Below are 15,604 nucleotides of genomic sequence, written 5' to 3'. Positions count from 1 at the left end.
TTGCGATCGGTGATTAGCAGCCTGCGTGAGGCTAATGATATACTCGATCAGCTAGACAGCTCAGATAATGTTGGAATCGCGCTGGATAGCTATGCGGTCTGGTGGGAGCCCGACCTGATGGCGCAGATCAGCCGCGCCGGGAATCGTATCGTCAATTACCATGTTGCTGACTGGTTGGCCGAAACCAGAGATGTGCGACTAGATCGCGGCATGCCAGGCGACGGTATTATTGACCTGCCTACATTACGAAACGCCGTTGAAACAAGCGGATTTAAAGAACCTGTCGAAATTGAAATTTTCTCAGCTCATAACTGGTGGCAGGCTGACCCGCACCATCTTGTCAAAGAAATTCTGACACGCATGAACAAGGATTTCTGATCAACATACAATAAGTTAAAACTATAAAATGATGGTTTTTAATCAATTTTGACAATTTGTTTGGTATATAAGCTATGTTCGCCAAGATAAAAATGTTAGGATTTTATCAATAATTAAGGGAGAAATGCGTGCTTGAACTTAAAAACGTTCATGCTGGCTACGGCAAATTAAAGATTTTACGCGGCATCGACATGAACGTTGAGCGCGGCTCTATCGTTGCGTTACTTGGTGGTAACGGTACCGGTAAATCAACTTTGCTGAAAACAGTTTCTGGTCTTCTGCCTTTGATGGAAGGCCAAATGTTCTTTGACGGTGTCGATATTGCTGCCTTGAAGCCACATGAAAGAATGCGGTTGGGGTTAGTCCAGGTCACTCAGTCTAAAGAAGCCTATCCAGCCATGACGGTTGAGGAAAATCTGGTTCTTGGTGCCTATACGCGCAATGACCGTGCTGGCACCTTGGCCGATCTTGAAAAAGTATATACATTTTTCCCAGTTCTGCGCGAACGTCGCAAACAGCTTTCAGGCACTTTATCAGGTGGTGAAGTGCAAATGCTGGTGATCGGACGCGGCTTGATGGCTAATCCGAAAATGCTGATGCTTGATGAGCCTAGTGCCGCTTTGGCACCCAAAGTTGTGCTAGAGATTTTTGCCAACATCAATAAAATTGCAAAATCCGGTGTAACCATTCTTGTGGTTGAGCAGAATGTGCGTATGGCACTTATCCTTGCCCAGTATGGCTATATCATTCGCGATGGCATCATCATGATGGAAGGTGAAGCCAAGAATTTAATCAACGATCCGGCGGTCAAGGAATCATTCCTCGGTGGATCAGTCGCTAATACGTCAAAAAAGCTGACCGCATAAAGTTAGGGAACTAAAATAACATGGACTTCGATTATAATTCTCTGATGGCTTTCATCATTTTTGGCGTCACGATTGGTGTCGTTTACGGCATTGTCGCATTGGGTATATCGCTGATTTATTCAGGCTTAGACATTGTGCATTTCGCGCATGGTGAAATGTATATGTTTGGCGCGTTTTTTGGTTTGGTTCTGGCAAATAATGTAGGGCTTCCCTATCCGGTCGCATTGATCGGGGCGATGATATTGACGGCAATATTAGGCATGTTTGTTGAACGTGTCTTCTACCGACGATTAACCAGCGCTGGTGGTGGCTATACAGTCGCTGGCATGGGCATGATTATTTGTGGTTTTGGCATGTCTGTCGCGCTTGTAAATGTGGCTTATTTTATCTGGGGTGCCGAGGCCGAGCCATTCCGCGCCAATCTGGATTATATTCCGCGCCTGCAATTTGCTGGTGATATTGAAGTCCCCGAAAGCTATGTATTAACAGCGGTCATTTCTGTTGTATTGATGGCGGCGCTTCATTATTTCCTGCGCCATACAAAGATGGGTCTGGCTGTGCGTGCCGTCGCCCATAACAAAGACATTGCCTATTTGATGGGCATCAATGTACCGCTGATGATTTCACTGATCTTTGGTCTGTCATGCGCGTTGGCCGCAGCGGCCGGGGTGTTGATCGGGCCGATGCAGTCAGTTCAGGTTGAAATGGGCTATCTGATGCTGATGAAGGCATTTGCGGCGGCTGTCGTGGGTGGTTTCGGGTCATTGCCTGGAGCGATCCTTGGCGGCATCATGGTTGGTATTTTCGAAAATCTTGGGGCGGCTTATATATCGCCAAGCCATAAAGATATTTACGCATTTTTGCTTTTGATTCTTGTACTCATGTTCCGCCCTTCGGGACTGTTTGGAATCGAAGCAAAGGTAAAGGCATAGCGAACGGTAAACATTTCGCGCTACGCTACTAAAGAAGGCAAAATGTAATAATTGCTAAAATGGAGGAGAAGATGAATATCATGAAATCAACCTTTGCTAGCTTGCTTGTTGGGGGTGTTGCCCTTGCCAGTACAGCCGCATTTGCTGGTGATATCCGTGTTGGTATCACAATGCGTATGGTCAGTGAGAACGGCCAAAAATACGGTCAGATGATGATGGACGAAATCAAAGCCATCAATGATTCTGGTGGTATCAATGGCAATATGATCAAAGCCACCTTGATGAATGACGAATGTAAGTCAGATAAAGGTGTCGCTAACGCCAATAAGCTTATTTTCCAGGAAAAGGTTCATATGCTTATCGGTTCGACCTGTTCTTCAGTGTCTTTGCCGATTGTTGACGTAACTGCCAAAGCTGGCGTTGCGCAGTTGATCCCGCATTCAACAAATGCAAAAATCACCCAGAAAGGCAGTGAGTGGGTATTCCGCGTTCCTGTGTCTGGCCGTTATTACGGTGGTGTGAACGCCAAATATGTTGGTGACAACATTGGTAAGAAAATTGCTTATATCTGTGCGGCTGATGCGGCATCGGTCAATGACTGTGCTGCCATGCAGGGTCAGATCAAAAAGCAGTTTGGTGCCGAGCCAGCCTATATCGCCAATGTGCAGGAAAAAGAAGTCGATTTCCGTTCACATATGCAGAAAATCAAGTCAATGAATGTTGACGGTATCATGGTTGCTGCATTGGCTGAGACAATGGCACGTGCGCTCATGCAATCATATGAAGCAGGTATTGGTGCAGATGTACGCCGTATCGGTTCATCTTCAGCGTCTAATGCCCCTGTGCCACGGATTGCTGGCGATGCTGTCAAAGGCGTGTTCTTTACAGCTGCCTATGCTGCTGCTGATCAGCGCCCAATTGCTAAATTGTTCAACGCAATGGTTAAAGAAAAGTATGGCATCCACGCACCTGACCATGATTTCTCACAGGCATATGACCTTGTACGGATCATGGAACAAGCTCTGAAAAGCACCGACCTTGGTCTGGACAGCGCATCATTGAAAGCTGACCGTACTGCCATTCGCGATGCGATTGCTGGTGTAAAGAACTATGAAGGTCTGGCATCAGGCCCAATCAGCTTCTGTGCCGCGCCAACACCACAGTGCCGTGACGGTAACAGAACAGCTGTTCTGATCGGTTACACAAAGGGTGGCGAAAACTTTGAAACTGAAGTTCTTGCCCGTGTAACCATGCCTATCGAATTTGGCCTTGAATAGGTCATAGAACACTATGTGAAGCTGGGGCAGACATCCTTGCCCCAGCTTTATCCCTCCCCCTGTGAGATGGACAATTGAACAGATGAATGTCTTTGTTTTAATTATTGAAAAAATTGTAGCATTTGGTGAAACGTTAGCGCGTAAACATCGGCTTCTGCCTTGGGTTCTTGCCTATATCGCGCTCTTGCCATTGCCCTATATTTTAGCATCTTTATTTAGTGAATATTTGATTAATCTGGCCAATCGTGCCTGTCTGTTCATTCTGCTGGCGGTCGGACTGAATATCGTCAAAGGCTTTTGTGGTCAGGTCACAGTTGGCCACATCGGACTCTATGCGATTGGCGCTGTAACCTCGGCAATCTTGGCACTTGAACCAGGCAGTTTTGGCGATACATGGGGCTTTGGCTTGTCGGTTTGGGTAGCGATCCCGATTGCCGTTTTGGTTACCGCGCTTGCTGGCGTAATCGTTGGCTTGCCATCGGTCAGGCTCGAAGGTGCTTATCTGGCACTTGCCACCCTTGGCCTTGGTGAGTCTGTAAGGATTATGATTGCGGTAACACCACAATTGGGATCAAGCACTGGTTTGATGATGATCCCGCCACCAACCATTGGCAGTTTTGTTTTTGAGAGCTTTACCAGCTATTATTATCTGGTTATGACCACCGCCGTTATTGGCATCTATTTTTCATTCTCTATTCTACGCTCGGCAACAGGCCGCGCCTTTCAGGCAATCCGCGAAGACACCATCGCCGCATCGGTCAATGGTATCAATGTGGTCAAATATAAACTGCTCGCCTTTGTGCTGAGCGCGGTTTATGCCGGTCTGGCTGGTGCGTTATTTGCGCATATGCCTCCGGGTTATCTGCATCACAACAATTTCACCATCATCGAAATGGTTACCTTGCTACTGATGGTCGTGCTTGGCGGTATCGGCAATGTATGGGGCGGTGTGATTGGCGCGATTGTTGTCACCATTGCCTATGACCAGACCAAAGATCTGGTGTTCTATTTCATGGATCGTCCCATCATCATCCAGCCAATCGTGTTTGGCCTGTCCATGGTGCTACTGGTACTGTTCATGCCGCGCGGTATTGGGGGTTGGATCGAAGGCTTCCAGCGCAACCGTCGCTTTATCAAACAAAGTGAGGAGCGCTTAGATGGCACTGCTTGAAACGCGTAATCTCAGCAAAAGTTTTGGCGGATTGCAGGCGATCAATGAGGTCAGCCTGAAAGTAGAGCCAAACACTGTTCATGGCCTGATCGGGCCGAACGGTTCGGGCAAATCGACCTTTTTCAATTTGCTGACGGGTGTGTATCAGCCTGATGCTGGCAGCTATATCGAATTTGACGGTATCGACATCACCGACAAACCTGCGCATTTCATTGCTGAACAGGGCTTGTCACGAACTTTCCAGCTTTTACGTCTCTATGGCGAGTTAAGCGTGCTGGACAATGTCATGGTTGGCTATCATCCACATACCAAATACAGCCCATTGGCACCATTTTTCAAAGGTGCCGAAGTGCGCCGTCAGGATGCTATCGTCCGCGATGAAATGATGGAATTGCTGGAATTTATCGGACTGGCGGAACATGCCGAAATTCCGGCGGCTGAACTATCAGGTGGCCAGCGTCGTTTGCTGGCTTTGGGGCGGGCGATTGCAACACGGCCTAAATTGCTGTTGCTTGACGAACCAGGCGCGGGTCTATCTCCGGTCAATGTTGATAATCTGATGGCGACAATCATGACGCTGAAAGAACGCTATAACCTGACCATCGTTGTGGTTGAGCATATTCTGAAAGTCGTGATGAATACCTGTGAAACAGTCAGCGTTCTTGACCATGGTCAGAAAATTTCCGAAGGCACGCCCGAATTTGTAAAAAATGATCCGGCAGTCGTCGAAGCCTATCTGGGACGTGAAATGGCCGATGAGGAAATCCGCGCCGCGATGGGGTGATCTTTACTAGGTTTTTTGCAGATTATCTTGCCCCAGCAACACATGCCTTGGCAAAGTCAATAAAGACGCGGATTTTCTGCGGTACAAATCGGTGCCGCAGATAAAGTGCCGAAACCGTGGCATCCTTGTCCAGCTTAACCGAAGGCAATATTTGCACCAGCTCACCTGATGCCAAGTCAGGTTTGCAATAAATATCGGGCAAAAAACTGATGCCGCCACCTTGCTTGATGGTTTCACGCAACAATACGGGATCATTGACTGGCATCGCTCCAAGGCAATTAAGAAAGCGTCGTGGCGGCGTTGCATTATCATCAAAAAGAACAGGCATTTTACGCAAAAGATAACGCTGTTCACAAAACCGCAAATGCGCCATGATTGACGCGATATCGGGTTTCACCGCGTCAAGCCCGGGATAAGTGGGACTAGCAACCCAGATCAGTTTCGTCCGCATCAACGTCTGACAATAAAGATCCGAATCTTCCTGCACATCTGGCGAAATTGACAGATCAATATGATCTGTCATCAAATTAACCGGATGGCCAACAACGCGGATATCCAGATTTATATCTGGGTAGGCTGCCGTGAATTCGGCCAGCCGACCACCAATGATCTCGCGGCTAAAGGCCATCGGAACCGCCACCGTCAAATTGCCCGAAGGGCGCTTCTGGATACCCGCCAGCGCGGCACTGGCGGCTTCGGCCTGCTCGACAATCATGCTGGCATGTGACAGGAACACCTGCCCCTCGTCAGTCAGGCGTAGATTACGCGTATTACGATCAAACAGGCTAAGGCCAAGCGCCGCTTCAAGTCGGGTGATCGCGCGTGATACCGATGATTTCGGCATACCAAGCTTGCGCGCGGCAAGGCTTATGCCCGCATGTTCAGCAACAGCGACAAAGACAGGAATATCATTTATGTTCCATTTCATGAACGATCCGTTCTATTTTTGAATATTGTTCTTATTTTCAATCTAATTTACTGTCAGATATTATGCTAATTGTCAAAAGGCAAGATGATGACCGAAGTAGCACCTGAAAATGATTTCGAGTCGATCCCCGGCACCTATGTGCAAGACGCCGCGCATTACCAGAATGGCTATGGATTGAACATGTTCTGCATGTCGCTGAACAATGCCGAGAACCGCGCCCAATTCAAAGAGGATGAAACCGCCTATATTAACCAGTTTGATATGAGCAACGCCCAGCGCAAAGCTGTTCTCGAGCGCGACTGGCTAGGCATGTTACAGCTTGGTGGCAATATTTATTACACGTTCAAGATTGCTGCCTTTGACGGGCTAAATATGCAACAGATTGGCGCGAAAATGTCTGGTACAGGCATGAGTTTTGAAGACTTCCAGAACATGATGCTAAATGGTGGCCGCCCAATTGACGGCAACCGTTTTAAGGGGGAAAGTGACAATGGCTAATATTTTTTCAGGCATGGGCACATCGCATATTCCGGCGGTTGGTGCCGCCATCGATCATGGCAAACAAGGCGAAGACTATTGGCAAGGCTATTTTAAAGGGCTGGAGCCAGCGCGCGCATGGCACGCCCAAAACAAACCTGATGTTGTCATCATTGTCTATAATGACCATGCTTCGGCCTTTTCGCTAGAACAGATTTCAACCTTCACTATTGGCGTATCGGACAAATTCCTGCCAGCGGATGAAGGTTATGGTCCACGTAAAGTCCCCGCTGTTCAGGGGCATCCAGCATTGGCATGGCATCTGGTAGAAAGTCTGGTTCTTGATGAATTCGACATGGCCATCAGCAATAACATGCCGGTCGATCATGGTTTGACCGTGCCTTTATCCGTGGCCTATGACGCCCCGGCTGAATGGCCAGTAAAGGTCATTCCACTTTGTGTGAATGTTATTCAATATCCTCAGCCAACCGCAAAGAGATGCCACGATCTGGGCATCGCAATCCGCAAAGCCATTCAAAGTTATGGCGAAGATATTAACGTCTCAATCTGGGGTACCGGAGGTCTGTCGCATCAGCTTCAGGGCGAGCGCGCCGGGGTTATCAATTCCGACTTTGACAATACTTTCATGGATAATCTGGTCAATGATCCCATTGCCAACACCAAACTCACCCATGCAGATTTTGTCCGTGAAGCTGGTTCTGAGGGGATTGAGATGATCATGTGGAATATTATGCGCGGTGCCATGGCACCAAAAGTCGAAGAGCTATATCGTTTCTATCATGTGCCAGTATCCAATACGGCCTATGGATTGCAAATTTTGAAAGACAGTGCATAGCCTCATATCATCAAGGAGTCATTTATGAGCAAGGTAAGAATCGGTGTTGCTGGTGCCAATGGCGCCTTTGGTTCCAAGCATATGGATGCGATCAGCGCCATTGAAGACGCCCAGATCACCGCCGTCATGGCAACATCTATGGACAAGGCCAACAATGCGGCTGATACGCATAATGTGGCACATCGTTTTGATGATTTTGACGCCTTTCTGGCATGTGCTGATATGGATGCCGTTATTCTGGCAACACCAACACAGCTTCATGCAACCCAGGGGCTAGCCGCGATGGATGCGGGCAAACATGTGCTGATCGAAATTCCGATGGCTGACACGCTAGCTGATTCTCAAAAGCTGGTTGCCCGTCAGGCCGAAACAGGCCTGATCGCAATGGCTGGACATGTGCGCCGCTTTAACCCCTCGCATCAATATGTGCATAACGAAATAAGCGCTGGCAAGCTGTCTATTCAACAGTTGGACGTGCAGACCTATTTCTTCCGCCGTACCAATATAAATGCCAAGGGCGAACCACGGTCATGGACTGACCATCTGCTATGGCATCACGCCTGTCATACGATTGATCTGTTCATGTATCAGACAGGCGAAATGATTACCGAGGCACATGCTGTTCAAGGGCCTGTGCATCCTGAGCTTGGCATTGCCATGGATATGTCGATCCTGATGAAAACGCCTAGCGGCAAAATCTGTACACTTTCATTATCCTTTAACAATGATGGACCCCTTGGCAGCTTTTTCCGCTATATCTGCGACAAAGGCACCTATGTAGCAAGCTATGACGATCTATTTGACGGATATAATGCTCCGATTGACGTATCAAAAGTTGATGTATCAATGAATGGTATCGAACTGATCGACCGTGAATTTATCAGCGCGATCAAGGACAAACGTGAACCAAACAGCAGTCTTGCGCAATGTCTGCCAACGATGCAGGTGATGCATATGATCGAAGAAAAGATGAGCGCATAGTGAGCAACCAGACCGCCATTCCCTATATGCAGATGCGCGGCGGCAGTTCAAAAGGTGTCTATTTTCTGGCATCTGATCTGCCTGCGGACATTATGACGCGTAACAATGTTTTGAAATGGGTGATGGGCGCGTACGGCGACCCCCGTCAGATTGACGGGCTGGGCGGGGCTGACCCCCTGACCTCGAAAATTGCGATTATCGATGCTTCATCGCATGATGGATGTGATATCGATTATACATTTATTCAGGCGTTGGTTGGTCAGGACGATCTGGATGAAACGCCCAACTGCGGTAATTTACTTTCGGCGGTGGGCGCTTTTGCGCTGGAAAGCGGCCTGCTGAAGCGTGATGGCGATACCGCCCATATTGATGTCTTTATGACCAATAGTGGCAACCGGTGCCGCCTGTCCTTTCCGATCAGTGATGGTCTGCCTCTGTATGATGGTGATGCACGCATTGATGGTGTGTTTGGCACATCAGCCCCCGTTATGTGTCATTATGCCAATCTGGCTGGGTCAGCGAGCGGGTCATTATGGCCAACAGGCTCAAAGCGCGATGATTTTCTGGGCTTTAGCGCGACTTGTGTCGATAACGGCATGCCTGTCGTGGCATTACGCGCCACAGAATTTGGCATTAGCGGTCATGAAACACCTGATGCACTTAATGCTAATGGCGATTTAAAGCAAAAGCTGGAAGCGGTACGTTTGCTAGCCGGTGACGCCATGGGACTGGGCGATGTAGCAGGCAAAGCGGTGCCAAAAATGTGCCTTGTCTCAGCCCCCGTCAATGGTGGCACGATACATACTCGCACCTTCATCCCAAAAATATGCCATAAGGCCATCGGCGTGCTAGGTGCGGTTTCGGCAGCGACAGCAGCGATCCATCCAGACAGTGCGATATATGACTTTGCTACGCTTCCGCAGTCTGATGAAAATGACAATCAAAAAGCCTTGACGATAGAACATCCGTCCGGTGTTTTTGATGTCACACTAACGCTGGCTTCGGGCAGTGATTTTGACATTCTGGGCGCAGGCTTGTTGCGAACAGCACGGTTGCTTGCGCGTGGAGAAGTTTTTGTTCCAAAGTCAGTCTGGAAAGGCGCGTAATATGGCAGATTCAACCGATACACATATAAACGGCAAAAAAAGCTGTATGCCACCTGATCCCGATACATGCACACCCGTTTTTAACGCCCCTGCCAAGGCATGTGATGCACATTGCCATGTCTTTGGCCCACATGATCTATTTCCCTATCATCCTAGCTCGACCTATCATCCGCCAGATGGTCCGCGTGAAAAGCTGGCCGAACTTCATGCTAAGCTGGGCATCGAGCGCGCGGTGATCGTACAGGCAAGCTGTCATGGTCCAGATAACCGCGCCATGCTGGATGCCATCAAGCATAACCCTAAAAACTATCGTGGTGTATGCATTGCCAATGACAGCTTTTCGGATGAAGATTTTGCCGATCTTGATGCAGGCGGCGTGCGCGGCGTGCGCTTTAATTTTGTCACCCATCTAGGCGGCACCCCCGATCTGGATATGATGACGCGTGTGCTGGAACGCGTGCAACCGCTTGGCTGGCATCTGGTGATCCATGTGAATGCTGAAGATATTATCAGCTTTCAGGATTTCTTTCTGCAATTCGATATGGATATCATCGTCGATCATATGGGGCGCGTTCCAACCAATGCCGGAATCCATCAACACGCCTTTCAAATCCTGAAGCAATTTCTAGAGCGCGAAAACTGGTGGGTTAAAATCTGTGGTTCAGAACGTATTTCGGCCGCCGGCCCGCCTTTCTATGACGCTGTCCCCTATGCGCAGGAACTCGTTGAAATTGCCCCAGACCGAACCTTATGGGGGACTGACTGGCCACATCCTAACATCAAAAAATTCATGCCTAATGATGGTGATCTGCTTGATCTGGTGCCGCTTCTGGCACGTGATGAACATCTGCAACGTAAAATTCTGGTTGATAATCCGGCACGGCTATATGGATTTGATAACGCCTAACTACACAGCTGGATGAAAGGATAAGAGAATGATTATTGATTGCCACGGCCATTATACAACAACACCGCCAGGTGTCGAAGCCTATCGGAATGCGCAAAAAGACGCGCTGGTGCAAAACCCTGATCATCTGTTTGAAAAAGGTACGATGGCGGTCTCGGACGATGAAATTCGTGACTCAATTGCTAATAACCAGCTTAAACTGCAACAGGAACGTGGCACCGATCTGACAATCTTTTCACCGCGCGCAAGCTGGATGGGGCATCATGTCGGCAATGCCAGCACATCCGCCGCCTGGACAGCGCATTGCAATGATCTGATCAAGCGCGTCTGTACGCTGTTTCCGGATAATTTTGCACCTGTCTGTCAGCTACCGCAAAGCCCCGAAACCAGCATCGATAGCAGTATTGCCGAACTGACCCGTTGTGTCGAAGAAATGGGCTTCATTGGTTGTAACCTGAACCCTGACCCATCTGGCGGTTTCTGGAAAGACGCCCGCCTTGGGGATCGCTACTGGTACCCGTTTTACGAAAAAATGGTCGAATATGATGTGCCCGCGATGATCCATGTATCAGGCGCGTGCCAGCATTCACTGGACACTACATCAAGCTATTATCTGGGCGCTGATACCACCGCCTTTGTGCATTTCATGTTTTCGGACGTGTTTGTCGATTTTCCCGAGCTGAAATTCATCATCCCGCATGGCGGTGGCGCGGTGCCGTATCATTGGGGGCGTTTTCGCGGGATTGCCCAGGATAAAGGCTTGGGCGATCTGAATGAACGGGTGCTGAATAATATCTTTTTTGATACTTGTGTTTATCATCAGCGTGGTATTGATCTGCTGCTCGATGTCATTCCAGTCAAGAATATCCTGTTTGCCTCGGAAATGATTGGCGCGGTGCGCGGCATTGATCCGCATAGCGGACATTATTATGACGACACGAAACGCTATATTGATGGCAATAGAGCACTTGATGATACGCAAAAGAAAATGATCTTTGAAGATAATGCCCGTGCAGTGTTCAGCCGCTTGTCAGCATAGGGAAATCCAGCACCCTGTAATAAAGACGACACTTCAGACGAGCTATAGCCTACCCCACCGATTTAGAAAGTGGCATAAAGACATGAAAAGGCGTACAATTTACGCAACATATACGCGCGTGTTGCGTATGAGGATCAAAGTTAGATGGCCAAAGACGATTATAAAGAAAAAGACTGGCTAGCGTTAGAACTTGAAGAAACGCTGGAAGAAATGTTCGAAACCGAATTCAGCGAACCTATGCTTTCGCCTGAACTTCGTGAGGCTCTGCGCGCGCGGAACGCAGATCACCTTGATAATCAGACCTATTATCGGAATCTGTTACGCTTGCAATCTGAAATGATCAAATTACAGGATTGGGTGGTCGAACATAACGCCAAGATTCTTATCATCTGCGAAGGCCGCGACAGCGCTGGAAAAGGCGGTGTCATCAAACGCATCACGCAACGTTTGAACCCGCGTGTTGCCCGCGTTGTGGCCTTGCCGAAGCCATCCGAGCGCGAGCTAAGCCAGTGGTATTTCCAGCGCTATGTGCCGCATCTGCCAGCTGGCGGTGAAATCGTGCTGTTTGACCGCTCATGGTATAACCGCGCTGGTGTCGAGCGCGTCATGGGCTTTGCCAGCGAAGATCAGGTTGAACAGTTTTTTCAGGACGTTACAGAATTTGAACGGATGCTGATCCGTTCGGGTATCATTGTATTGAAATACTGGTTTTCAATTACCGACGAAGAACAGCAATTACGCTTCCAGATGCGCATCGAAGACCCGATGAAGCAGTGGAAATTATCGCCTATTGATCTGGAAGCCCGCATTCGCTGGGAACAATATACCACCGCCAAGGAAGAAATGTTTGAACGCACATCCTTTCCCGAAGCCCCATGGTATATTGTCGAGGGCAATGACAAAAAGCGTGAACGGCTGAATTGTATGGAACATATATTGTCAAAAATTGACTATCACGAAATCCCGCATAAAAAGGTTATCTTGCCCGAACGCGTGTTCAAGCCGGATTATGAAAGACGCGTACTTCCTGACGAACTTTATGTGCCAAAAATTTATTAGGGATTGGGTAGCAACCAAGATTTACGCGCGCTTATAGTTAATAGAGGGTTTTGCTTAACTGCAATTTTTATAATCTTGGGCGCGGCATCTGCGTGCCATGCTCTGGGTGGTGGCAATCTGATCCGATGACATGCCAATTTCAAGTATCCTGACCAGTTCATTGGCACGGTCTGCCCCCTGCGCCTGTGCCAGATTGCCCCACATATGCGCCAGCGTATAATCTTGCGGAACGCCCTTGCCAATGTAATACATTAGGCCAAGATTATATTGTGCCTTGGCAAACCCCCGTTCAGCCGCCATGCGATACCAGTGCACCGCTTCGGTATAATTCTGTAGCACGCCATCTCCCCCATGATACATTAAGCCAAGATTATATTGCGCCTCCGCAAGTCCCTGTTCAGCCGCCAAACGATACCAGCGCGCCCCTTCAACATAATTCGGTTGCACGCCATCGCCCCTGTCATACATCACGCCAAGCATATTTTGCGCCGCGATATGCCCCTGTTCGGCCAATGGCCGCAATTCGGCAAGTGCTGTCGCATAATCATTCCCCTTATAGGCGCGTACCCCCTTGTCAAAATCAGCCGCCAAAAGGGGAGACGATAATAACAGCATCAATAGCAAAAGACCGCGCGTCATCATGGCGGGCGGCCATAATTTATGAAACCCTGATTTGAAGAACCGTAATGTCATAGGCAAAGTATATGCTGTGCCTGGTTACCATATCGTTAACAAAGACTGTTTTTATGATTTATTTGTATGATTTTGTCAGTTTTTTGATAACTATTCTGGCACATAGCTGTGACGTTTGTATGTTAGACTTAAAACACCCCTAATACCACGCATCGGGTAGTTCGCCCTTATGCTTGGCGACAAAGGCTTCCAGCGCCTCTTTGGTGGCCGGATCGATCGGCGGCGGTATATAGGCCTCTAGCATCTCTTTCCAGCGCTGATTGGCACGTTGTTCTGCCGTTGGCGCGCCATTCTCCATCCAGATTTCATAAGCCCCCGCATCGGCAATATCCGGCTGAAAGTTGCATGTAGCGAAATGCCTGATTGTATGGGTTGTGGCTAGGAAATTTTCACCAACATCTACCTCGTGATAAGGGGTTTGGGGTAACGCTTCATCATTAACAGCCACGCCGCCAAGAAGGCGTAGCATCATGCCACAATGATCGGCATCCATCACAAATTTTTCATAGGACATTGTCAGGCCGCCTTCAAGCCAGCCCGCCGCGTGCCATACCTGATTTGCACCCGAAATCAGGGTTGCCCACATGGCATCACTACTATCCTGCATTGCCTGACCATCGGCGCTATTCGTCGCTGTTATCTGGCCACCGCCAGAACGCACCGGCACCCCAAGCCGACTGCCAAGCTGTGATAGAACCATCGTTACCAGATTGGCTTCGGGTGTTCCAAAGGTCAATGAACCGCTTTTCAGATTCATCGTAGAGTGAAAACTGCCAAACACCACCGGACAGCCTGGCCGGACAAGTTGTGACAGCGCAATGCCTGCCATCGCTTCAGCAAGCGTCTGTGCGGCAATAGCAGCAGGGGATACAGGCCCCATCGCACCGCCAAATATCGCTGGGGATATCGCGACACATTGATTGGCCTCGGCATAAACACGCAATGCGCCTGACATGGCGGCATCATAGATAAAAGGGGAATTGACATTGATATTGCCCTGCATAACACAATTTTGATTCATAAAATGCTGGCCAAATACCAACTGTGCCATGGTGATTGAGTCAGCTGCCCGTGCGGGTGATGTGACGCTACCCATAAACGGCTTGGCCGAAAGCCGCAAATGCGCATAAACCATATCGAGATGCCGTTTATTGACAGGAATATCAACAGGTTCGCATACGGTGCCACCCGAATGGTGTAACCATGGCGTCATATAGGTCAATTTGACGAAATTGTGAAAATCTTCGAGCGTCGAATAACGCCGTCCCCGATCAAGGTCAGTGACAAAGGGTGATCCATAGCCCGGCATCAGCACCAGATGATCCCCGCCAATGTGAACTGTATAGCGCGGGTCACGCGCATGGAGGGTAAATTGATTTGGCGCAGTTGCACAAAGCTGGCGCGCCATACCACTTTCAAACCTTACCCGTGAGCCCTGAACATCTGCTCCTGCCGCGCGAAACAAGGCACAGGCGACCTCGTCATCACGAAATTCTATGCCAATTTCCTTAAGTAACCAGTCAGCACGCGCTTCAATGCGCACAAGCGCATCTTCATCAAGTAGGTTATAGGCATCAATACGCTTAAGCCCAGCAAAGGGGTTTTCGCGTGGGGTCGAATCACTATGTCCCAACCGACGGTTGCGGCCTTTGCGCGATGGTTTGTGGGCGTCAGACTGCATAATGATCTCAATTTACGAACAACATCGACAATTGATAATAAATACAAAAATAACAGTAGGTTCAGACTAACCGTAAATTTCAAAGCCGCCAAGCAGATAAATATATCTCCTAATACCATGCGTCGGGCAGTTCGCCCTTGCGCCTGGCGACAAAGGCTTCCAGCGCCTCTTTGGTGGCCGGATCGATCGGCGGCGGCACATAGGCCTCTAGCATCCCTGTCCAGCGGTCATAGGCGCGTTGCCGCATATCCTTTGCCCCTGCTTCTTCCCAGCTTTCGACATTTTCACTGTTGCTGAGATGCGGCTCGTAAAAGGCATCGCGATAATTGCGCATCGTATGATCACAGCCCAGAAAATGCCCACCCGGGGCAACCTCGTCATAGGCATCGCGTGCCAGGGCTTCACCCGACACATCAAGCCCCTGCGCCAGCACCTTCTGATAACTGCCCAGCCGGTCAGCATCCATCAC

General features: G+C 49.0%; 17 protein-coding genes. 13 read left to right on the top strand and 4 right to left on the bottom strand.

Annotation, left to right across the window (positions count from 1 at the left end; translation table 11 throughout):
- The 6 genes from ABNT28_RS05985 to ABNT28_RS05960 form a co-directional block, all read left to right on the top strand.
- The coding region (locus ABNT28_RS05985; RefSeq protein WP_348721181.1) for a sugar phosphate isomerase/epimerase at nt 1–378 on the top strand (378 nt) is incomplete at its 5' end.
- Nucleotides 379–506: 128 nt separating this feature from the next.
- The gene (locus ABNT28_RS05980) at nt 507–1,244 is read left to right on the top strand and encodes an ABC transporter ATP-binding protein (RefSeq protein WP_332925297.1); all 738 of its coding nucleotides are present in this window, start codon (nt 507–509) and stop codon (nt 1,242–1,244) included.
- A 20-nt stretch (nt 1,245–1,264) separates the two neighbouring features.
- The gene (locus ABNT28_RS05975; RefSeq protein WP_332925296.1) at nt 1,265–2,176 is read left to right on the top strand and encodes a branched-chain amino acid ABC transporter permease; all 912 of its coding nucleotides are present in this window, start codon (nt 1,265–1,267) and stop codon (nt 2,174–2,176) included.
- 71 nt (nt 2,177–2,247) lie between these two features.
- The gene (locus ABNT28_RS05970) at nt 2,248–3,453 is read left to right on the top strand and encodes an ABC transporter substrate-binding protein (RefSeq protein ID WP_332925295.1); all 1,206 of its coding nucleotides are present in this window, start codon (nt 2,248–2,250) and stop codon (nt 3,451–3,453) included.
- An 82-nt stretch (nt 3,454–3,535) separates the two neighbouring features.
- Nucleotides 3,536–4,624, top strand: coding sequence for a branched-chain amino acid ABC transporter permease (locus ABNT28_RS05965; RefSeq protein WP_332925294.1), 1,089 nt, complete (start codon nt 3,536–3,538; stop codon nt 4,622–4,624).
- Complete coding sequence (locus ABNT28_RS05960) at nt 4,611–5,408, top strand: ABC transporter ATP-binding protein (RefSeq protein ID WP_332925293.1); 798 nt, start codon at nt 4,611–4,613, stop codon at nt 5,406–5,408. The genes ABNT28_RS05965 and ABNT28_RS05960 overlap by 14 nt, the downstream gene beginning before the upstream one ends.
- Nucleotides 5,409–5,430: 22 nt before the next feature.
- On the opposite strand, the gene ABNT28_RS05955 is transcribed toward ABNT28_RS05960, so the two are convergent.
- Entirely contained in the window at nt 5,431–6,336 is a 906-nt protein-coding gene (locus ABNT28_RS05955) for a LysR family transcriptional regulator (RefSeq protein ID WP_348721180.1), read from the bottom strand.
- An 84-nt stretch (nt 6,337–6,420) separates the two neighbouring features.
- Between ABNT28_RS05955 and ligA the strand changes: the two genes are divergently transcribed.
- From ligA to ppk2, 7 genes are all read left to right on the top strand, one after another.
- Nucleotides 6,421–6,834, top strand: coding sequence for a protocatechuate 4,5-dioxygenase subunit alpha (gene ligA / locus ABNT28_RS05950; RefSeq protein ID WP_348721179.1), 414 nt, complete (start codon nt 6,421–6,423; stop codon nt 6,832–6,834).
- Entirely contained in the window at nt 6,827–7,669 is an 843-nt protein-coding gene (locus tag ABNT28_RS05945; protein ID WP_332925290.1) for a class III extradiol dioxygenase subunit beta, read from the top strand. Before ligA ends, ABNT28_RS05945 begins: the two co-directional genes overlap by 8 nt.
- A gap of 24 nt (nt 7,670–7,693) precedes the next feature.
- Nucleotides 7,694–8,650 (top strand): Gfo/Idh/MocA family oxidoreductase, encoded by a 957-nt coding sequence (locus ABNT28_RS05940; RefSeq protein WP_332925289.1) that lies wholly within the window; start codon nt 7,694–7,696, stop codon nt 8,648–8,650.
- Between the two features lie 26 nt (nt 8,651–8,676).
- On the top strand, nt 8,677–9,756 hold the full coding sequence (locus tag ABNT28_RS05935) for a PrpF domain-containing protein (protein ID WP_348721182.1): 1,080 nt from the start codon (nt 8,677–8,679) through the stop codon (nt 9,754–9,756).
- A gap of 1 nt (nt 9,757) precedes the next feature.
- Nucleotides 9,758–10,663, top strand: a complete 906-nt coding sequence (locus tag ABNT28_RS05930) for an amidohydrolase family protein (protein ID WP_332925288.1) — start codon at nt 9,758–9,760, stop codon at nt 10,661–10,663.
- Between the two features lie 28 nt (nt 10,664–10,691).
- Entirely contained in the window at nt 10,692–11,702 is a 1,011-nt protein-coding gene (locus ABNT28_RS05925) for an amidohydrolase family protein (RefSeq protein ID WP_332925287.1), read from the top strand.
- Between the two features lie 144 nt (nt 11,703–11,846).
- Nucleotides 11,847–12,761 (top strand): polyphosphate kinase 2, encoded by a 915-nt coding sequence (gene ppk2, locus ABNT28_RS05920; RefSeq protein WP_332925286.1) that lies wholly within the window; start codon nt 11,847–11,849, stop codon nt 12,759–12,761.
- A gap of 54 nt (nt 12,762–12,815) precedes the next feature.
- On the opposite strand, the gene ABNT28_RS05915 is transcribed toward ppk2, so the two are convergent.
- The 3 genes from ABNT28_RS05915 to ABNT28_RS05905 form a co-directional block, all read right to left on the bottom strand.
- A complete protein-coding gene (locus ABNT28_RS05915; RefSeq protein WP_332925285.1) occupies nt 12,816–13,454 on the bottom strand; it encodes a tetratricopeptide repeat protein in 639 nt (212 codons plus the stop codon).
- Between the two features lie 139 nt (nt 13,455–13,593).
- Nucleotides 13,594–15,135 carry a trimethylamine methyltransferase family protein gene (locus ABNT28_RS05910; RefSeq protein ID WP_332925284.1) on the bottom strand — a complete coding sequence of 514 codons (1,542 nt, stop codon included), beginning with the start codon at nt 15,133–15,135 and terminating at the stop codon, nt 13,594–13,596.
- 109 nt (nt 15,136–15,244) lie between these two features.
- Nucleotides 15,245–15,604 (bottom strand): trimethylamine methyltransferase family protein (locus ABNT28_RS05905; RefSeq protein ID WP_348721177.1); only part of this gene is annotated, 360 nt, incomplete at its 5' end.

This window comes from uncultured Candidatus Puniceispirillum sp., from assembly GCF_963979125.1.
Lineage (GTDB): Bacteria > Pseudomonadota > Alphaproteobacteria > Puniceispirillales > Puniceispirillaceae > Puniceispirillum.
The sequence above is the reverse complement of the archived record's forward strand: the minus strand, read 5'-3'. Positions and strand labels throughout refer to the sequence as shown.

Coding starts and splice junctions, on each gene's coding strand:
- ABNT28_RS05975 (WP_332925296.1), top strand. CDS start 1,265: ATGGACTTCGATTATAATTCTCTGATGGCTTTCATCATTTTTGGCGTC.
- ABNT28_RS05970 (WP_332925295.1), top strand. CDS start 2,248: ATGAATATCATGAAATCAACCTTTGCTAGCTTGCTTGTTGGGGGTGTT.
- ABNT28_RS05965 (WP_332925294.1), top strand. CDS start 3,536: ATGAATGTCTTTGTTTTAATTATTGAAAAAATTGTAGCATTTGGTGAA.
- ABNT28_RS05960 (WP_332925293.1), top strand. CDS start 4,611: ATGGCACTGCTTGAAACGCGTAATCTCAGCAAAAGTTTTGGCGGATTG.
- ABNT28_RS05955 (WP_348721180.1), bottom strand. CDS start 6,336: ATGAAATGGAACATAAATGATATTCCTGTCTTTGTCGCTGTTGCTGAA.
- ligA (WP_348721179.1), top strand. CDS start 6,421: ATGATGACCGAAGTAGCACCTGAAAATGATTTCGAGTCGATCCCCGGC.
- ABNT28_RS05945 (WP_332925290.1), top strand. CDS start 6,827: ATGGCTAATATTTTTTCAGGCATGGGCACATCGCATATTCCGGCGGTT.
- ABNT28_RS05940 (WP_332925289.1), top strand. CDS start 7,694: ATGAGCAAGGTAAGAATCGGTGTTGCTGGTGCCAATGGCGCCTTTGGT.
- ABNT28_RS05935 (WP_348721182.1), top strand. CDS start 8,677: ATGCAGATGCGCGGCGGCAGTTCAAAAGGTGTCTATTTTCTGGCATCT.
- ABNT28_RS05930 (WP_332925288.1), top strand. CDS start 9,758: ATGGCAGATTCAACCGATACACATATAAACGGCAAAAAAAGCTGTATG.
- ABNT28_RS05925 (WP_332925287.1), top strand. CDS start 10,692: ATGATTATTGATTGCCACGGCCATTATACAACAACACCGCCAGGTGTC.
- ppk2 (WP_332925286.1), top strand. CDS start 11,847: ATGGCCAAAGACGATTATAAAGAAAAAGACTGGCTAGCGTTAGAACTT.
- ABNT28_RS05915 (WP_332925285.1), bottom strand. CDS start 13,454: ATGACATTACGGTTCTTCAAATCAGGGTTTCATAAATTATGGCCGCCC.
- ABNT28_RS05910 (WP_332925284.1), bottom strand. CDS start 15,135: ATGCAGTCTGACGCCCACAAACCATCGCGCAAAGGCCGCAACCGTCGG.